The sequence below is a fragment of the Deinococcus budaensis genome (assembly GCF_014201885.1).
Lineage (GTDB): Bacteria > Deinococcota > Deinococci > Deinococcales > Deinococcaceae > Deinococcus > Deinococcus budaensis.
The window spans coordinates 30,332-47,716 of sequence record NZ_JACHFN010000009.1; the positions used below are offsets into that span (position 1 = coordinate 30,332).

Here is a 17,385-nt window from a genome sequence, read left to right on the forward strand (position 1 = left end):
AGGCAGGATAGGCGCCTGCGCTGAGGCGCACAGGGAGATATGTAGGAGATTGCGCCTGAGCGCGCCGTCCCTTACCCCCGCCGCACCTGCGCCAGAATCCCCGCCGCGATCTCCTCGACGCTGGCCGAGGTGGTGTCGCGCACCGGAATGCCCGCACGCGAGAAGAGACGCTCGGCGCGGCGGACCTCGTGCTCGCACTGCTCCAGGCTGGCGTAGCGGCTCCCGGCCTTGCGCTGGGTGCGGATGGCGTGGAGGCGCCGGGGGTCGATGGTCAGGCCGTGCAGCTTGGCGCGGTGCGCTTCGAGCGGGATGGGCAGCGCCTCGCGCTCGAAATCGTCCTCCGCAAGCGGGTAGTTGCTGGCACGGACCCCGTGCTGGAGGGCCAGAAAGAGGCTGGTGGGGGTCTTGCCCGCCCGCGACACGCCCACCAGGATCACGTCGGCCAGACCGTACTGGCGGTCGCCCAGGCCGTCGTCGGTGGCGAGGGCAAAATCCAGGGCGTCCATGCGGGCCAGGTAGCCGGTCTGGTCGTGCATGTCGTGGTAGCGGCCCACGCTGCGGGCGGCGGCCTCACCGAACTCCTCCTCCAACGCGCTCAGCCCGGGACCGAGCAGGTCGAACAGGCGGGCAGGCGCGGCCTCCAGCTCGCGCAGCACGGCGGCTTCGGTGATGGTCGTGAAGATCAGCGGACGCTCGCCCCGCTCGGCCAGGGCCGCGACCTCGCGCGCCACCCCCTGCGCGGCGGGCACCGAGGCGATAAAGGAGCGCTGGAGGTATTTCAGCGGTTGCCCCGGAAAGTGCGCCAGCAGCGCGCGGGCGGTGTTCTCGGCCGTCAGGCCGGTGTGGTCCGAGACGATCAAGACGGTGCGGGCGGGCCGGGTCATAGGGGTCAGGGTGACACGCCGCGCGCCCTACCCAGCGGCCCCCTCCCCAGAACCATGAAGGCCCTGTCCCCGCCGCCAGGACAGCGCCAGAGCCACCCACGGGGTAAGCTGAGCGCGCCATCCAACACCAACCCCCGCCGCTTCCACGCCGGGAAGCCTCGCCAGAACGGAGAACGCGCATGGACATGATTCGCTGGTTCCAGACACTAAAGATGACCGACGTAGAGGTCGTGGGCGGCAAGAACGCCTCCATCGGCGAGATGATCCAGGGCCTCGCGGGCGCCGGGGTCCGGGTCCCCGGCGGCTTTGCCACCACCGCCGACGCCTTCCGCGCGTTCCTAAGCCAGAACGGGATTGAGCAGCGCATCAATGCCCGCCTCGCGGCGCTCGACGTGAACGACGTGGTCGCCCTCTCGGACGCCGGGCGCGAGATTCGCGGCTGGGTGGAGGGGGGCGAGTTGCCCGCCGAGCTGGAGCAGGCCATCCGCGACGCCTACGCGCAGATGACGGCGGAGGCGGGCGGCACCGAACCCGACGTGGCCGTGCGGTCCAGCGCGACGGCGGAGGACCTGCCCGAAGCCTCCTTTGCCGGGCAGCAGGAGACCTTCCTGAATGTGCGCGGCATCGACAGCGTGCTGCACCATGTCCGCCTCGTCTTCGCCAGCCTGTACAACGACCGGGCCATCTCCTACCGGGTTCACCACAACTTTGAACACGCGGACGTGGCGCTCTCGGCGGGGGTGCAGCGGATGGTGCGGACCGACCTGGGCGTGTCGGGCGTGGCCTTTACCCTGGACACCGAGAGCGGCTACCGGGACGCGGTGCTGGTGACGGCGGCGTACGGGCTGGGCGAACTCGTCGTGCAGGGGGCCGTGAACCCCGACGAGTACTTCGTGTACAAGCCCGCGCTGAGGGCCGGGAAGCGGGCGGTACTGCGGCGAACGCTGGGCAGCAAGGCTCGCAAGATGATTTACGCCGAGGGCGGCGGCGTCGCGTCGGTGGACGTACCGGAAGCCGAGCAACGCCGCTTCTGCCTGTCCGACGAGGACCTCACCGAACTCGCCCGGCAGTGCGTGACCATCGAGGAACACTACGGCCGCCCGATGGACATCGAGTGGGGCAAGGACGGGCGCGACGGGCAGATCTACATCCTGCAAGCCCGGCCCGAGACGGTGCAGAGCCGCACCGGGCGCACGCTGGAGCGCTTCGAGCTGGGCGGCCAGGGCGAGATTCTGGTCGAAGGCCGCGCCGTCGGCAACCGCATCGGCGCGGGCACGGTGCGGGTGGTGCGCGACGTGGCGCAGATGGATCAGGTGCGCGAAGGCGACATCCTCGTCGCGGACATGACCGACCCCGACTGGGAACCCGTGATGAAGCGGGCCTCCGCCATCGTGACCAACCGGGGCGGGCGCACCTGTCACGCGGCGATCATCGCGCGGGAGCTGGGGATTCCGGCGGTCGTGGGCACCGGGAACGCGACCCGCGAGCTGGAAAGCGGCGCCCAGGTCACCGTCTCCTGCGCCGAGGGCGACACCGGGTACGTGTACGCGGGCGAGCTGCCCTTCAGGGTCAACCGCGTCGAGCTGGATGCCATGCCCCCCGTCGCCATGAAGATCATGATGAACGTGGCCTCGCCCGACCGCGCCTTTTCCTTCGCGGCGCTCCCCAACGAGGGCGTGGGGCTGGCCCGCGTCGAGTTCGTGATCTCCAACGTGATCGGGATTCACCCCCGCGCCCTGCTGGACTACCCGAACGTGCCCGATGACGTGCGGGCGCAGATCGAGGAGAAGACCGCCGGATACGCCTCCCCCCGTGACTTCTTCCGCGAGAAGCTGGCCGAGGGCGTGGCGACCATCGCGGCGGCCTTCGCGCCCAAGCCGGTGATCGTGCGCCTGAGCGACTTCAAGAGCAACGAGTACGCCCACCTGATCGGCGGCCCCGCCTACGAGCCGCACGAGGAAAACCCGATGATCGGCTTCCGGGGCGCTTCCCGCTACCGCTCACCCGACTTCGCCGCCGCCTTCGCGCTGGAGTGCGAGGCAATCCGGGAGGTCCGGGACGGCATGGGCCTGACCAACGTGCAGGTCATGATTCCCTTCGTCCGCACGGTGGGCGAGGCGCAGGCGGTCATTGAAGTGCTGGAGCGCAACGGCCTGCGCCGGGGCGAGAACGGTCTGAAGGTCATCATGATGTGCGAGATTCCTTCCAACGCGATTCTGGCCGACCAGTTCCTCGAACACTTCGACGGCTTTTCCATCGGGTCGAACGACCTGACGCAACTCACGCTCGCCCTCGACCGCGACTCCGGGCTGGTGGCGGACCTCTTCGACGAGCAGAACGAGGCAGTGCTGGCACTGATGAGTCAGTCCATCGCCGCCGCGAAGCGGGCCGGGAAATACATCGGCATCTGCGGGCAGGGGCCGAGCGACCACCCGGCGCTCGCGCAGTGGTTGATGGAGCAGGGGATCGACTCGGTGAGCCTGAACCCGGACTCGGTGCTGTCCACCTGGCTCTCTCTGGCGGGGGAGCCGGAGGTCGCCCGAAGCTAGCCCCGTCCGGTCCTTTCACTTCCCAGGCCAGCCTCCGCGCCTCGCGGGCCAGCACTGCCCCTGCTCAGCCGCGCCGCTCGTCGATCAGGGGCGGCTGGCCCAGGGTGACGCGGGCGAGGGTGCCGCCGCCCGGCGCGTCCTCCAGGGTGACGTCGCCGCCGTGCGCGCGGGCGTAGCGGCGGGCCAGCGAGAGGCCCAGACCCTGGCCGGGCGTGAGGCCCTGCGGCCCGCGCTCGAAGGGCAAGAACAGCCGCGTCCGCTGCTCGGCGGGAATCCCGGGGCCGTGGTCGCGCACCGTGATCTGGGGGGGCGCGCCGGGAACCGGGGCCGCCGCGCGCTCGACGGCCACCTCGACCGGCCCGGCGCTGTATTTCAGGGCATTCTCGATCAGGTTCTCCAAAATCTGCCGCACCCGCCCGGGGTCTACCGGCCAGACCACCGGGGGCGCGGGCACCCGGACCTGTACCCGCCCTCCGGCCAGCCGCTCGGCCAGCCGCCGCAGGTCAGTGGGCGCCACCCGCAGCGTCACGTCGAGGTAGAGGTCGTCCAGACGCGACAGGTCGGCGCGGCTGGCGAGTTGCAGGGCGCTGTCCTCGACCATGCCCAGCAGGTGCTGCCGCTGCTCGGGGGTCTCGGCCCGGCGCAGCAGGTCGCTGGCGAGCAGCAGCGCCTGGAGGGGACGGCGCAGTTCGTGGCTGGCGAGACTGAGCGCCTCGCGCTGGCGGGCCTCGCGGAGCGCCCGCCGCTCGCGCTCGGAGCGCCACAGCAGCAGCGCCCGCCAGATCAGCAGCATGGACAGCACGCCGGTGGCGAGGGCCGTGAGCAGCAAGGCCCGGCGCATCTGATTGAAAGCCTCCAGATACGCCTGACCCCGCGCGTTGGCGAGGTTCTCCGCCTGTGCGTTGAGCTGCACCGCCTGACGGGCCGCCGCCGCCACCGAGGCGGGCGTGTCGCGCTCCAGCAGCGCGCGGACCTCGGCCAGCCGCGCGTCCCCCTGGCCCTCGACGGCCTTCAGCTCTGCGAACTGGGCCGGGGTGTGCAGGCTCGACAGCGCCCGGTCCCGGATGTCGCGCCGCTCGGCGGGGTCCAGCGCGGGGTCGAGCCGGGCGACCTGGTACTGCTGCACGTCCTGGGCCAGCCCCTGGTAGGCGTACAGCGACCAGCCGTCGCCGCGTGCCAGCAGGGACTGGTGGGCGGGTTGCGTGGCGACCAGCAGCAGCGCGACCGTGACCAGCGCGGGCAGCGCGGCCAGCAGCGCCTCGCGCAGGCGCACGCCCGGCGGCACCCGGTGCAGCTTCGCCGCCGTCTGGCCGCCGCTGCCCGGAATCACGGGGCGGCAGTGACGCGCTCGACGAACCACACCCACGCCGAGCCGTACAGCCGCGCCGGAAAGCGCTGCGGATCGGGGGGCAGCACCACGGTCAGCGGGCCTTTTTCCAGCACCGGGATCGGGCGGCCCCCCGCGCTGTGCGCGAGCATGATGGGAGCGGCCAGATAGTCGCGGGCGCGGATGGTCGTCACGTACCCGTTGCTGGCATACAGCCGCATGTCGCGCCCCGCGAAGCCGCCCAGCGCCGCGAGATCGCGCAGCGGCACCCCCTCGTAGCTGAAGGTGCGCTGAAGCTGGGCGTGCCGGGTGGTGTAGCGCACGGTGGGCAGCGCCAGCAGCTGGCTGCGCGTGAGCGCCTGAGCACCTGCTTTGCCCTCCAACGTGAGCAAGACGCGCTCGCCCGGCTGCGCGGCGGGCAAGGGGCGTCCCGGACGGCTGTAGGAAAAGGCGCTGCCCTGCGGCGCAGGCACGGAGCGGGCCGCCGCCCCGCTGCCCGCCGCAGGACGCGCGCCCCCCAGCGGACTGGCCGCCCCCAGCGCGGCGAGGCAGACCAGCAGGGCCAGCGGCAGGCGGACTGGTGGGAACACGGCCTACTCTAGAGCGCGGAAGGCCAGCGCCTCAAGAGACCGCCTCGCTTGCCCCGGCCCCTCCCCACCTCGGCGCAGCGCCGCCCTCATGAAAGCGGGATGTGGCGCCCCACCCCGACCGCTGGACGGGCCGTCAGGCCGCCGTCATCCCCGGCAGAGAGAGTGGGCGCATGAAATACTTCACATCTTCACTGCTGCTGGGGACCCTGCTGGCCTGCGGCGCCAGCGCCTCGCCGGTGATCAGCGCGCAGAGCATCATCGTGAATCCGGTGCCCACCAGCCTGAGCGTGCGCGTCTGGACCGACCGGGACCTGGGCGGGCGGCAGGTGCCGAGCTACGCGCCCGGCGAGCGCATCCGGCTTTACACCAGCGTCAATCAGGACGCCTACGTCTACCTCTTCAACGTGGACCCGCAGGGCAGCGTCGATCTGGTCTTGCCCAACAAGTACCAGGGCGGGGCCAACTTCCTGAAGGCGAACACCACCCGCGCCTTTCCCGCCGCGAGTGACCCCTTCACCTTTGACATCGCGGCCCCCTACGGGGTGAACAAGGTGCTGGCCCTGGCCAGCCGCAGGCCCCTGGACCTCGGGGAGATCGCCACCTTCAAGACGCAACCCAACAGCTTCGCCACCGTGGGGGTCAAGGGCCAGCAGCAGCTCGCGCAGGCGCTGAGCATCGTGGTCACCCCGGTGGATCAGCAAAGCTGGATCAGCGACACGGCGCTGTACAACGTCGCCGCGCCCGGAGCGCAGGCCACGGCGGCGCCGCTCCAGACGCCCGCCCCGGCGGCCAGCACCCCGGCGCGCGGCGCCCCGATCCAGCCGCTGCCGGGCACGCCCACCGCCAGCGCCCTGTCGGTCACCGTCAAACCCGCCGCGCCCCAGCCTGCGCCGCTGCCGGGAGGCCGCGAGTGGCGGACCACGGTCGAGCGCCAGGGCAGCCTGAGCAGCACCTATGCCGAGTACGCCGCCCGCCTGAAGGCCGAAGGCTACAGCCAGGTCGGCAGCAAGCAGGCCGGCAACCACATCCGGGGCGAGTTCCGCAAGGGAGAGGGCCGCGCCACCCTGGAGGTCAAGCAAAAGGGCCGCCGTTTCGAGGTCACGCTCAGCCGCCGCTGACGCCCGGCACGCTGCGTCCCCGGCCTGCCCAGACGGCAACGCGCCCCTCTCCGGCCGGGAGCAGGGCGCGCGCGGGCCCGTGGGGGCCGGGGACGCCCCTGACACTCACGGCGGGTACCCGGCCGTGGCAGACTCGGGGCATGTGGACAGCGGCGTTCTGGGGGTTGGTGGCGGGGGCATCCCTGCTGCTGGGGGGCCTGCTCGGGCTGTACGCCCCCGCCAGCCGGCGGGTGGTGGCGCTGATCATGGCCCTGGGGTCGGGGGTGCTGGTGAGCAGCGTGGCCTTTGACCTGATGGACGAGGCGTACGGCGCCGCAGGGCTGGACGCGGCGGCGGGCGGGCTGCTGCTGGGCGCCGCCGCTTTTTTTCTGGGCGACCTGGCGATCAACCGCGCCGGGGGCCTGCACCGCAAGCGCAGCGGGGGCCAGCAGGCGCAGGGCAGCGCCCCGGCGATCGTGCTGGGCACCCTGATGGACGGCATCCCCGAATCGGTCGCCATCGGGGTCAGCCTGCTGGCCGGGGGGAAGGTCGGCTGGGTCTTTGTGGCGGCGGTGTTTCTCAGCAACATCCCCGAGAGCCTCAGCGCCAGCGTGGGCCTCAAGCGCGCGGGCCACGCCCCCCGGCAGATTCTGCTGCTGTGGACCGCCATCGCCCTGGCGAGCGCGGCGGCCGCCGGACTGGGGTTCGCGCTGCTGCGGGGCGCGGACCCCAACCTCACGTCCGGCATCCAGGCTTTTGCCGCCGGGGCGATCCTGACCATGCTTTCCTCGACCATGCTGCCCGAAGCCTTTGAGGAAGGCGGCCCGGCGATCGGCCTGGCGACGACCGTGGGCTTCTTGCTGGCCTTCAGCCTCCGCCACCTGGGTTGAGTCGGCCGAGTCCGGTCGGCTGGGCTGCTGGCCCGGTCTATCTGGCGTGGGCGGCTTTCCAGTCAAGGGCAAATTCCTCGTAGTAGTCGCGGACGCTCTCGGTCGCCAGGTCGGCCAGCGCGCCTACGCCTGCCACGCTGCCGTACCCCGACACCGACCAGAGTTGCAGGTGGCGGGCGGTGAGGGTCCGGTTGCCCAGGCTGACGCGGGCCTCGCCTGGCACCTCGAGGCTGAGGTCCAGCGTGTACAGCAGCTTGCCGTCCCTGGCTTCCGAGGCGGTCACGGTGAAAATCTGGGCGACGGTGCAGGTCTTGGGGTCGCCGAAAGGCAGGCCGTACAGCGTGGCGTAGCGCGCCAGCCGCTCGTCCACCGCGACGGCGAGGTCCTCGTCTTCCTGCTCGTCCACGTACACGTAGGCGATCGGCGGGCAGAGGTCGGCGGCGGTGAGGCCGCGCAGGTTGCCCTGCTGGTGCTCCGCGTGGGCGGTGCTGGGCAGGGCGGCCAGGGCGGCGAGCGTGAGCAGGGCACGGTTCATGACGGCAGTCTACGGGCCGGGGCGAGCGCCGCCGACCTGTGCGGAGGCGCGCCGGGGTCCGCCGCGAAGGTCTCCCCGGTCACCGTCTGCTAGGCTGGGGCCTCTCCTCCCTTCAGGCAGCCTCCGCTGGGCCGCCTGCACACCTCTGACCAGCCATGCCGATGTCCCCGCGTTTTGCCCTGCGCCGGACTTCCCTGCGGGGAAGAGGTCCGGGGCGACTGCTCAACCAGCGCCGCGCCCCCTGAAGCGCCCTGGCCTGCGCCCACGCGGCGCGGCGGCGCGCTGCCCGGCGGCGTCTGAACCCAGTCCTGTTGAACCTGGCCCTCTCTTTGCCTTTTCCCCCACCTCTGTGCCCGCACCCCGGCCCTGTGGAGGCCCCATGACCAGATCCCGCACCTCCAAAAAAGCGTCCAGTCCCGCAGCCAGCTCGGCCGCGCCCGACCCGGCCCTGCCTGACCCCCACGCCGCCGGAGCCGCCGCCTACGCCCAGGCCGACGCCCAGGGCGAGCTGTTCCAGCTCATCGCGCCGGACGGCACGGTGACCCACCCGGAGCTGCTGCCCGATCCCGCGACCCGCCTCGCCCTCTACCGCCAGATGCGCCGGGTCCGGCACTTCGACGAGCGGGCCTGGGTGCTGTACCGCACCGGGCGCATGGGCGTCTTTCCGCCCTACGGCGGCATGGAAGCCAGCCAGGTCGGCACCGCCGCCGCCCTGACGCCCCAGGACTGGCTCTTTCCCACCTACCGCGACACGGGCGCGGCGCTCGCCTACGGCCTGCCCATTCCGCAGACCCTGGCGTACTGGCGCACCAGCCCGCACGGCTGGGCGATGCCGCAGAACCTCAAGATCCTGCCCTTTTACATCCCCATCGCCACCCAGTACCCGCACGCGGTCGGCGCTGCCCTGGCCGAGGCGCGGCAGGGCACCCGCAACGTGGCGATGGCCTTTATCGGGGACGGCGGCAGCTCGGAGGGCGACTTTCACGAGGCGCTGAACTTCGCAGGCGCGCTGAACGCCTCCTGCGTCTTTATCCTCCAGAACAACGGCTGGGCGATCAGCGTGCCCACCCGCGCGCAGACCAAGGCGACCAACCTGTCCCGGCGCGCCGACGGCTACGGCATTCCCGGCGTGCGGGTGGACGGCAACGACGTGCTGGCGACGTGGCACGTCACCCGCGAGGCGGTGGAGCGTGCCCGCCGGGGCGAGGGGCCGACCCTGATCGAGACCGTGACCTACCGCATCAAGCCGCATACCCTCGCGGACGACCCCAGCCGCTACCGCACCGACGCCGACAACGCGGGCTGGGACGCCAAGGACCCGGTGACCCGTCTGCGCGCGCACCTGCTGGCCGGAGGCCACCTGACCGAGGAGGAGGACGCGCAGCTCACCCGCGAGATCGAGGCCGAGTTCGAGGCCGCGCTGGCCGAGGCCGACGCCTTCCCCGAGCCGACCCCCGCCGAGATTCTCGACCACGTCTTTGCCGAGCCGACGCCGCAGCTTGCCCGGCAGCGCGCGCAGATTCTGGCGGAGGAGGGGGCGTGAGGGGGGCTGCGCCCGTGAGTGGGAAGTGGGTGGGAAGTGGAAATGGCGCCCGGCCACTGCCTTGGTCCAGCCTCCCCCCCTCTCTTCAGGACCAGCAAGCGAGCCACTGCCCACCCCCCACTGACCACTCCCCGTCCTCCGAGGTTTCCGCATGACCGCCACCGTGACCGCCCTCCGCACCATGACGATGGTCGCCGCCATCAACGACGCCCTGGCGCTCGCGCTGGAACGTGACCCCGCCGTCCACATCTTCGGGGAGGACGTGGGCGTGATGGGCGGCGTCTTTCGCGCCACCGACGGCCTGCAAGCCCGCTTCGGGGCGGCGCGCGTATTCGACACCCCGCTGGCCGAGGCCGGCATCGTGGGTATGGGCATCGGCATGGGGCTGGCGGGGCTGAAGCCGGTGGCCGAGATCCAGTTCGCGGGCTTCCTGTACCCGGCGCTCGATCAGGTCCTGTCGCACCTGGGCCGCTACCGCCACCGCACCCGCAGCCGCTACCACCTGCCCATGGTGGTGCGCGCGCCCTACGGCGGCGGCGTCCACACGCCCGAGCAGCACGCCGACTCGCCCGAGGCGATCCTGGCCCACACCCCCGGCGTCAAGGTCGTGATCCCCTCGACGCCCAGAGACGCCAAGGGCCTGCTGCTCGCCGCCATCGAGGACCCCGACCCGGTCTTCTTCTTCGAGGCCATCAAGCTCTACCGCAGCGTCAAAGAGGAGGTGCCGGAGGGGCACTACACCATTCCGCTGGGGCAGGCCCGGGTGGTGACCCAGGGCGACGACGTGACCGTGATCACCTACGGCGGCATGGTCGAGGTCGCCCAGAAGGCCGCCGCCGCCGCGCAGGCGCACGGGATCGGCGTGGAGGTCATCGACCTGCGGACGCTGGTGCCGCTGGACACCGAAACCCTCCTGGCGAGCGTCCAGAAGACGGGCCGCGCCGTGATCGTGACCGAGGCGCCGCGCACGGGCGGCTTTCACAGTGAGATCAGCGCCGTTATCGCCGAGGAGGCCATCGAGTTCCTGCGCGCGCCGGTCGTGCGCGTGACCGGCTTCGACGCGCCGTACCCCCCCTTCACCAGCGTGGAGGACGTGTACCGGCCCCATCCGGTGCGGGTGGCGCGGGCGATCCGGCAGGTCATGAACTACTGAGAACGCGGGCAGCGGCGCGCGGGCGAGAAAGGAGCCTCTGGCCGCGTCCCGCGCGCCGCACACTGCGTCCCAGCGCACGTTTGCGCCTCAGCCCCGGATCATGAAGCGCGGTGAGGATAGGAGGCGATGCGTCTTCCTGGCCTGCTGCTGACCGCCGCCCTGCTCGCGGGGACGGCGGTGTTTGGCATTGACCGCTTCCGCTCGTCCGGCGAGGAGAGCGGGGGCACCACTCCGGTGGCCGCCACGCAGCAGGTGCCTGCCCTCCCGCCTGCGGCCTCCCCGGACCCGGCGCCGCCCCCCACCACCGGGCCAGAGGAAGCGCCGACGCCTCCCGCGCCGGACCCCCAGCCGCAGCCGCCTGCCGCAGCCACCCCCGCTCCTCTGCCCGCTTCCGCGAAGGTGGGGAACGTCCGGCACGAGTACCAGCGGCTGAACAATTGCGGCCCGGTCACGGTCGGAATGGCGCTGAGCCGCTGGGGCAGCACGCTCGACCAGTACGACATCGCGCCCCGCCTGAAGCCCACCGCCGGGGACGTGAACGTCTCCCCCGACGAACTCGCCGGGTATGCCCGCTCGCAGGGGATGAAGGTCCACCTGGGGGTGAACGGCGACCGGGCGCTGCTGAAACGCTTGCTGGCGGCGGGTTTCCCGGTGATCGTGGAAACCTGGTTCGTGACGCACGACTCGGGCGGCATGGGCCACTACCGCCTGCTGACCGGCTATGACGACGCCGCGCAGAGCTTCGGCGCCCTGGACTCGTACCTGGGACCGCTGAAGATGCCCTACGCCCGGTTCGACGAGTTGTGGCGGTCCTTCGGGCGCACGTTCCTGGTGGTGCATCCCCCGGCCCGCGTGTCCGAGGTGACGGAGCTGCTGGGTGCCCGCGCGGACGCGGCGGCGGCCAAGCAGGACACGCTGCGGGCCGCCCTGGCCGAGGCCGAGCGGCGCGGTGACGCGGTGGGCTGGCTGAACCTGGGGCACGCCAAGCTGGGCGTGGGAGACGCGCGGGGGGCGGCGCGGGCCTTTGATCAGGCGTTCGCGGCCTCGCCCGACCCCAGCCTCGATCCGACCCGCCCGGCGCGGGTGGTGGGCGGGCTGCCGTGGCGGGCGCTGTGGTACTCCTTCGGGCCGCTGGAGGCCTACACCCGCACCGGGCGCTATGCGGACGTGCTGCGGCTGACCGCCGGGGTGCTGCGTGACGCCCCCGCCCACGAGGAAGCGCACTACTGGCGTGGGCGCGCCCTGAGCGGCCTGGGCCGCGCGGCCGAGGCGCAGGCCGCCTACCGGGAAGCGCTGCGGCTGCGGCCCGGGTACGCGGCGGCGCGGGAAGCGCTCGTCCGCCTCTGACCGCGGCCGTTGCCCACGCCCGGCGGCCCCCCGGACGGCAGTGTTACGCTCCCCGCATGACGCCCGCCGACGCCCGCCTCCCCACGGAAGCTTTTGCCCGCGCCCGCGCCTTCCTGCTGGAGCGGGGCCGCCCGCTGGACGCGGCCCGCTTCCGGCACGCCTTCGAGGACGCCCCCGCCGGGGAGGTGCTGGCGGCCCTGGGCGCCTACCAGAACCCCGGCGGCGGGTTCGGGCATGCCCTGGAACCCGACGTGCGCGCGCCCCAGAGCAGCGTGCTGGCGACCTCGCAGGCGCTGGAGGTGCTGCACGGCCTCGGGGTCCCCGCTTCTGAGCCGCTGCTGGCGGGCGCGGTGGAGTGGCTGCGCGCGGGGCTGGAGGTGGAAGAAGACGGCTCGGTCTGGCCCTTCCTGCCCCTGGAGGCCGGGGCGCACCCCCACGCGCCCTGGTGGAGTCAGGCGACCCCCGGGCAACTCGCCCGGACCTTCGGCGGCTTTCAGGTCAATCCGCGCGCCGGGATCGTGGCGCGGCTGTGGCGCTGGCCGGAGCGGCTCCCTGGGGGGCTGCTGGCGCTGCTCACGGTGGAAACGCGCGACGCGATCCTGGCGGGACTGGAGCCGGACGACGTGAACGGGCACCGCGTCGCGGCCACCTTCGCCCAGACGCCCGAGGTGCCGGGGCTGCACCGCCAGCCGGTGTTGGAATACCTGCGCGACGTGCTGCCGGGCCGGGTGGCCCGCACCCCGGACGCCCTGGCCGGCTACGGTCTCAGCGCCCTGCACGTGGCCCCCACGCCGGCCTCGCCGCTGGCCCCGCCACTCGCCGAACCCCTGGCCGCCGCCCTCACGCACCTGCTGACCTCGCAGGGAGAGGACGGCTCCTGGGCGCCCAACTGGGACTGGGGAGGCCAGTTTCCGGACGCGTGGCCGCAGGCGGAGCTGGAGTGGCGCAGCGGCCTGACGCTGGAGGCCCTGCTCACGCTGCGCGCCTGGGGGCGGCTGGAAGGGGACTAAGCCGGGGTAGGGGCCTCGCGCCTTCCCTCCGCCTCTACCCCACCCGCCCCCTCCCAAATCGGAGCCGCCCCACCAGCGCGGTGGGGCGGCCCGGGTTGCCGGAGGTCTACTTCTTGGGCGCCTCGATGGTCTTGACGGCCTTGCCGCCCGCGCGGGCCGGAGCCTTTTGCACGGTCTGCCCGATTGAAGCGGTCTCGCGCTCGACCTGCTTGTTGATCAAAACCTGCTGCACGATGCCGATCAAGGTGGACAGGATGATGTAGATCGTCACGCCCGCCGGGAAGGTCAGCGCGAAGTACAGGAAGATCAGGTAGATGAAGGCCTGCTGCCGGAACATCTCCGGACTCTTGCGGGTCATCACGTACAGCTGCCCGATGTTCACGATCAGGTAGACCAGCGCCAGGATATAGAAGGGGTCGGGGATGGCGAGGTCGGGCAGCCACAAAAAGCCGCTGTCGAACTCGAAGTTGCGGATGGTGGACCACAGCGCGATCAAGACCGGAAAGGGCAGGAAGGTCGAGAAGCAGCCGGCCGGATTGAAGTTGTGGTCGCGGTACAGCTGCGACATCTCGGTCTGCATCGCCCGCTGCGAGTCCGGATCGCGCTTGTCCTTGTACTTCTCCTGAATCTCCTTGATCTTGGGCTGCATGACCTGCATCCGGGCGGTCGTGCGGCCCTGCGCCTGCATCAGCGGCCACATGATCAGCCGCAGCAGCACCGTGAGCAGCACCAGCACCAGCCCCCAGTTGCCCACGAAGCTGTAGAGCCACTCCATCAGCTTGACGATCTGGAGGCTGATGCGCCCGAAGAAGTTCGGCTCGAACAGCCCCGGCAGCGTCGAGTACCCGCTCTGGTACAGGTGAATCAGCTCGTTGCGCCCGCCGTAGACTTCCAGGTTGCTGTCCCCCTGGAGGCCCACGCGAATCAGGCCCTGCTCGCCGCCCGTCAGGCTGGCGTCGGCGCGGGTCTGGCCCTGGGGCCGCACGATCAGGGCGTGCGCGACCTGGCTGGGGTTTTCCTGAAGCGCGGCGTAGAGGATGTTGTCCACGGTCAGGGTGCCGCTGCCCTGCACGGCGGCCGGCTGCCCGCCCACCGGCACGGCCTGCACGCGCGGGTTGTCGGCCTTGCCCAGCCCCGGAAAGAGCATGGTGTAGCTGCCCGGCCCGCCCTCCAGCGCCGTCCGCACGTCCACCTTGTAGTTGCGCGGGTGCAGGGTGACCGTCTTGGTCACCGTCACGCCGTTCTGGGTGTAGCGGAACAGGGCGTCCTGGCGGTTTTGCCCCAGGTTCTGGCTCAGGCGGGGCCGGGCGGCCTGGGCGGGCGCGGCGGGGTCGAGGCCCCCTCCCTCCAGCGCCAGCGCCTTGCGGTCGCCGACCATGTTCACGATGCCGCGCTGCTCGCGCAGGGCGCTGAAGTCGTAGCTGCCGTCGGGGCGCTGCTTGATAAAGGGCGTGCCCGCGTAGCTCTTGACGTACCAGCCGATCACCTCGCCCCGGGCGTTGAACACCACGTCACTGAGGTTGCTGGTGGCGATGAACTCGTCGCCGGGGCGGCCGTCGAAGTCGGCCGTGATCCATTCGGGCGTGATCGCCTTGCCGAAGGTGGGAAGGGGGCCGGTGGTGCCGCAGCCGGTCAGCAGCAGCGCGCCCAGGGCCGCGAGGGGAAGCAGGATTCGGGTCTTCATCAGGGTGTCTTTCTGGAGGAGGTCGCCGTGCGCGGAAACTGCTCCGGCACGGGGTCGAACCCGCCCGGCACCAGCGGGTTGCAGCGCAGCACGCGCCACGCGGCCAGCCAGCCGCCCTTGAGGGCGCCGTGCCGCTCGACGGCCTCCACGGCGTACTGCGAGCAGGTCGGAGTAAAGCGGCAGGTCGGGGCCGGTTTGCGGGGCGAGAGGTGGCGCTGGTACCCCCGGACGATCCGCACCAGCCCGCGCGAGGCGGCGCTCACGGCTGCTCCTGGGTGGGCGGCGTCATGGGGGCAGGTACGGCCCCGGCGGCCTGCGGGTTCCCGCCCCGGCCCGTTCCCGCCGCCGGGGCGCCCGCCCGGCGCTTCACGCGCCCCGGCACCTGCGCCAGCACCCGCGTCAGCGCCGCCTGAAGGTCGGGGAACGGCGCGCTCAGCACGGCCGGGTTGGGCATCAGGATCGCGCGGCAGGGCGGCAGGCCGCCGGGCAGCGTCCGCAGCGCCTCGCGCACACGGCGGCGGGCGCGGTTGCGGTCCACCGCGCGGCGCAGGGTCTTTTTGGGCACCACGATCCCGATGATGGCGCGCGGGCGCCACGCTTCACCGTAGCGGGGACGGTAATCGGTGACCCGCAGGGTCAAGAGGGGGTCGCGCAGCGCCGAGCCGTGCTGGCGCACCCGCCGGAACTCGCGGTCCCCGGTCAATGGAGCCAGCGCCACCGGACGGCGGCGGGGCCGTTCCTGCGTGGCGCTGGAGGGATCGGGATCTGTGATGGCCTGCTCCTGGCCGCGAGACTTACTCGTCGCTGACGGTGAGCTGGTGACGGCCCTTCGCGCGGCGGCGCGCGAGGATGTTGCGGCCCGCCTTGGTCTTCATGCGGGCGCGGAAGCCGTGGGTCTTGGCCCTCTTGCGGACGTTCGGCTGGTAGGTACGCTTCATGACTGTGCTCTCCTTCTTCGCGGCGCGGCCTGCCGACCCCCCGCGCGACACTGCCCCCCTGGGAGGGCAAACTCCGGAAGTGTATCACGGGGGCGGGGCAGGCGGGAAGGGTGTGGTCAGGGCCTTCCCAGGTGAACCAGAGCCTTCCCGGGTGAAGAATCGAAGGGAGCCGTCCCGCGAAGCCGGGCGCGCCGCAGGAGGAGCCATGCTGCCAGAGGCAGGAACGACACCAGAGGCGGGAAAGACAGCCGTGCTGATCGCCGGAGCCGGGCCGACCGGCCTGCTGCTGGCCTGCGAGTTGCAGCGCCTGGGCACCGAAGTCCGGATCGTGGACCCCAAAGACGGCCCGACGCGCGAGTCGCGGGCCTTGGTCGTGCAGGCACGCAGCCTGGAAATCTACGATCAGCTGGGTCTGGCGGCGCAGGCCGTGCAGGAGGGTCGTCCGGCCCGCGCCCTGCGGCTGTGGAGGGCGGGGCGGGAGCGCGGCGCCCTGACCTTCGGCTTTCCCTTCGGTCCGCTGGGCCGCGGCCAGACCCCCTATCCCTTCCTGCTGGTGCTCGAACAGAGCCGCAACGAGGCCCTGCTGGAGCGCAAGCTGCGGGAGCTGGGCGGTGAGGTGGCGTGGGGGTGGCGGCTGGAGTCCTTCGAGGAGCCGCGCGCAGACGGGCCTCTGCGCGCACGGCTGGTCGGCCCGGACGGCGAGCGCCGCGACCTGGACGTGGCCTACCTGTGCGGGGCGGACGGCGCCCACAGCCCGGTCCGGCACGCGCTGGGCACGCCTTTCGAGGGGACCCGCAGCCCGCGCACGCTCTTCGTGGCCGACGTGACCGCGAGCGGGAAGCTGGACGCCGCCGCCCTCAATCTCAAGCTGAGCCGTTCCTCGCTGCTGCTGGCCTTTCCGCTGCCCGGAGCGGGCCACTACCGCCTGGTCGGCATGGCGCGCGGGCGCGAGCTGGACGGCGAGGCGCCGACCTTCGGGGCGGTCCGGCCCCTGGTGCAGGGCGTTTTCGGCGTCACGGTGAGCGAGGTGCGCTGGTTCTCGCGTTACCGGGTCAGCCACCGGGTCGCGCGGCGCTTCGGGGCCGGGCGGGTCTACCTGCTGGGGGACGCGGCGCACGTCCACAGTCCGGTGGGCGGACAGGGCATGAACACCGGGCTGGGCGACGCGCACAACCTCGCCTGGAAACTCGCGGCCGTGGTGCGGGGGCAGGCGGACCCCGCCCTGCTGGCGAGCTACGAGGCCGAGCGGCGGCCCTTCGCCCGCACGCTGGTGCGGACCACCGACCGCATGTTCGGCCTGATCTCGGCCGAGCATCCGGCGGCCCGCCTGCTGCGGGGCCTGCTCCCGGTCCTTGTGGGGCGGGTGCTGGGCGCGTCCGGTCCGCTGGCGGAGCTGGCTTTCGGCACCCTCGCGCAGCTGCGCCTGAGTTACCTGCACAGTCCGCTCAGCGTGGGACGGGCGGGCCGGGTGCGCGGCGGGCAGCGCCTGCCCTACGTGCCGGGCAGCGGCAACTTCGAAGCCCTGCGGCAGCCCGGCGCCGCGCTGCACATCTACGGGGTGCCCACCCCCGCCGCCGTGGCCTGGACCGCGCGGCGGGAGGACGTAGCGCTGCGGGTCTTTCCCTCCTCCCGCGCCGCCCGCCGGGCCGGGCTGGCCGAGGACGCTGCTTACCTGGTACGCCCCGACGGGTACGTGAGTGCGGCGCAGGCGGTCTTCGACCCGGCAGCGCTCGACGAGGTGCTGCGGGCGCGCTGGCATTGGCGGACCCCGGCCTCCTCTTCCGGCCGGACCGCGCCTGTGATTCCCACTTCACTGTGACGCCCGAGCTTGCCGCCTC

16 protein-coding genes are annotated in these 17,385 nt (G+C 72.3%); 8 read left to right on the top strand and 8 right to left on the bottom strand.

Going from position 1 to position 17,385, the window contains the following annotated elements:
- Positions 1-71: 71 nt before the first annotated feature.
- Positions 72-884 carry a pyruvate, water dikinase regulatory protein gene (locus tag HNQ09_RS12280; RefSeq protein ID WP_184029697.1) on the bottom strand — a complete coding sequence of 271 codons (813 nt, stop codon included), beginning with the start codon at positions 882-884 and terminating at the stop codon, positions 72-74.
- A 179-nt stretch (positions 885-1,063) separates the two neighbouring features.
- Between HNQ09_RS12280 and ppsA the strand changes: the two genes are divergently transcribed.
- Positions 1,064-3,433 carry a phosphoenolpyruvate synthase gene (gene ppsA, locus HNQ09_RS12285; protein WP_184029700.1) on the top strand — a complete coding sequence of 790 codons (2,370 nt, stop codon included), beginning with the start codon at positions 1,064-1,066 and terminating at the stop codon, positions 3,431-3,433.
- Between the two features lie 64 nt (positions 3,434-3,497).
- On the opposite strand, the gene HNQ09_RS12290 is transcribed toward ppsA, so the two are convergent.
- A complete protein-coding gene (locus HNQ09_RS12290) occupies positions 3,498-4,763 on the bottom strand; it encodes a sensor histidine kinase (protein WP_343057779.1) in 1,266 nt (421 codons plus the stop codon).
- Positions 4,760-5,350, bottom strand: coding sequence for a hypothetical protein (locus HNQ09_RS12295; protein WP_343057780.1), 591 nt, complete (start codon positions 5,348-5,350; stop codon positions 4,760-4,762). The genes HNQ09_RS12290 and HNQ09_RS12295 overlap by 4 nt, the downstream gene beginning before the upstream one ends.
- A 101-nt stretch (positions 5,351-5,451) precedes the next feature.
- Here HNQ09_RS12295 and HNQ09_RS12300 point away from each other — a divergent pair, with 101 nt between their 5' ends.
- Positions 5,452-6,468 (top strand): DUF4384 domain-containing protein, encoded by a 1,017-nt coding sequence (locus tag HNQ09_RS12300; protein WP_380003057.1) that lies wholly within the window; start codon positions 5,452-5,454, stop codon positions 6,466-6,468.
- Positions 6,469-6,608: 140 nt separating this feature from the next.
- Positions 6,609-7,337 carry a ZIP family metal transporter gene (locus tag HNQ09_RS12305; protein WP_184029703.1) on the top strand — a complete coding sequence of 243 codons (729 nt, stop codon included), beginning with the start codon at positions 6,609-6,611 and terminating at the stop codon, positions 7,335-7,337.
- A gap of 37 nt (positions 7,338-7,374) precedes the next feature.
- On the opposite strand, the gene HNQ09_RS12310 is transcribed toward HNQ09_RS12305, so the two are convergent.
- The gene (locus HNQ09_RS12310) at positions 7,375-7,872 is read right to left on the bottom strand and encodes a hypothetical protein (protein WP_184029706.1); all 498 of its coding nucleotides are present in this window, start codon (positions 7,870-7,872) and stop codon (positions 7,375-7,377) included.
- A 379-nt stretch (positions 7,873-8,251) separates the two neighbouring features.
- On the opposite strand from HNQ09_RS12310, the gene pdhA reads away from it, so the two are divergent.
- The 4 genes from pdhA to HNQ09_RS12330 all read left to right on the top strand — a co-directional run bounded on the left by pdhA (position 8,252) and on the right by HNQ09_RS12330 (position 12,925).
- Positions 8,252-9,415: a pyruvate dehydrogenase (acetyl-transferring) E1 component subunit alpha gene (gene pdhA, locus HNQ09_RS12315; RefSeq protein ID WP_184029709.1), complete on the top strand. Its 1,164-nt coding sequence runs from the start codon at positions 8,252-8,254 to the stop codon at positions 9,413-9,415.
- Positions 9,416-9,566: 151 nt separating this feature from the next.
- On the top strand, positions 9,567-10,568 hold the full coding sequence (locus HNQ09_RS12320) for an alpha-ketoacid dehydrogenase subunit beta (RefSeq protein ID WP_184029712.1): 1,002 nt from the start codon (positions 9,567-9,569) through the stop codon (positions 10,566-10,568).
- 126 nt (positions 10,569-10,694) lie between these two features.
- The gene (locus tag HNQ09_RS12325; RefSeq protein WP_184029715.1) at positions 10,695-11,915 is read left to right on the top strand and encodes a C39 family peptidase; all 1,221 of its coding nucleotides are present in this window, start codon (positions 10,695-10,697) and stop codon (positions 11,913-11,915) included.
- Positions 11,916-11,971: 56 nt separating this feature from the next.
- Positions 11,972-12,925, top strand: coding sequence for a hypothetical protein (locus tag HNQ09_RS12330; protein ID WP_184029717.1), 954 nt, complete (start codon positions 11,972-11,974; stop codon positions 12,923-12,925).
- A gap of 106 nt (positions 12,926-13,031) precedes the next feature.
- Here the strand turns inward: HNQ09_RS12330 and yidC are convergent, their stop codons facing one another.
- From yidC to rpmH, 4 genes are all read right to left on the bottom strand, one after another.
- Complete coding sequence (yidC, locus tag HNQ09_RS12335; protein WP_184029721.1) at positions 13,032-14,609, bottom strand: YidC/Oxa1 family membrane protein insertase; 1,578 nt, start codon at positions 14,607-14,609, stop codon at positions 13,032-13,034.
- Positions 14,609-14,872 (bottom strand): membrane protein insertion efficiency factor YidD, encoded by a 264-nt coding sequence (yidD, locus tag HNQ09_RS12340; RefSeq protein ID WP_184029724.1) that lies wholly within the window; start codon positions 14,870-14,872, stop codon positions 14,609-14,611. The genes yidC and yidD overlap by 1 nt, the downstream gene beginning before the upstream one ends.
- Positions 14,869-15,312: a ribonuclease P protein component gene (rnpA, locus tag HNQ09_RS12345; RefSeq protein WP_184029727.1), complete on the bottom strand. Its 444-nt coding sequence runs from the start codon at positions 15,310-15,312 to the stop codon at positions 14,869-14,871. Before rnpA ends, yidD begins: the two co-directional genes overlap by 4 nt.
- A 91-nt stretch (positions 15,313-15,403) precedes the next feature.
- Positions 15,404-15,547 (bottom strand): 50S ribosomal protein L34, encoded by a 144-nt coding sequence (rpmH, locus tag HNQ09_RS12350; RefSeq protein WP_019585335.1) that lies wholly within the window; start codon positions 15,545-15,547, stop codon positions 15,404-15,406.
- A 205-nt stretch (positions 15,548-15,752) separates the two neighbouring features.
- Here rpmH and HNQ09_RS12355 point away from each other — a divergent pair, with 205 nt between their 5' ends.
- Complete coding sequence (locus HNQ09_RS12355; protein ID WP_184029729.1) at positions 15,753-17,366, top strand: FAD-dependent monooxygenase; 1,614 nt, start codon at positions 15,753-15,755, stop codon at positions 17,364-17,366.
- The last annotated feature ends 19 nt before the right edge of the window (positions 17,367-17,385 follow it).

Excerpts from the sequence above, each read along its gene's own strand:
- HNQ09_RS12320 (WP_184029712.1), top strand. The coding sequence starts at position 9,567 with ATGACCGCCACCGTGACCGCCCTCCGCACCATGACGATGGTCGCCGCC.
- pdhA (WP_184029709.1), top strand. The coding sequence starts at position 8,252 with ATGACCAGATCCCGCACCTCCAAAAAAGCGTCCAGTCCCGCAGCCAGC.
- yidC (WP_184029721.1), bottom strand. The coding sequence starts at position 14,609 with ATGAAGACCCGAATCCTGCTTCCCCTCGCGGCCCTGGGCGCGCTGCTG.
- ppsA (WP_184029700.1), top strand. The coding sequence starts at position 1,064 with ATGGACATGATTCGCTGGTTCCAGACACTAAAGATGACCGACGTAGAG.
- HNQ09_RS12305 (WP_184029703.1), top strand. The coding sequence starts at position 6,609 with ATGTGGACAGCGGCGTTCTGGGGGTTGGTGGCGGGGGCATCCCTGCTG.
- HNQ09_RS12280 (WP_184029697.1), bottom strand. The coding sequence starts at position 884 with ATGACCCGGCCCGCCCGCACCGTCTTGATCGTCTCGGACCACACCGGC.
- HNQ09_RS12355 (WP_184029729.1), top strand. The coding sequence starts at position 15,753 with ATGCTGCCAGAGGCAGGAACGACACCAGAGGCGGGAAAGACAGCCGTG.
- HNQ09_RS12330 (WP_184029717.1), top strand. The coding sequence starts at position 11,972 with ATGACGCCCGCCGACGCCCGCCTCCCCACGGAAGCTTTTGCCCGCGCC.
- HNQ09_RS12325 (WP_184029715.1), top strand. The coding sequence starts at position 10,695 with ATGCGTCTTCCTGGCCTGCTGCTGACCGCCGCCCTGCTCGCGGGGACG.
- rpmH (WP_019585335.1), bottom strand. The coding sequence starts at position 15,547 with ATGAAGCGTACCTACCAGCCGAACGTCCGCAAGAGGGCCAAGACCCAC.
- HNQ09_RS12310 (WP_184029706.1), bottom strand. The coding sequence starts at position 7,872 with ATGAACCGTGCCCTGCTCACGCTCGCCGCCCTGGCCGCCCTGCCCAGC.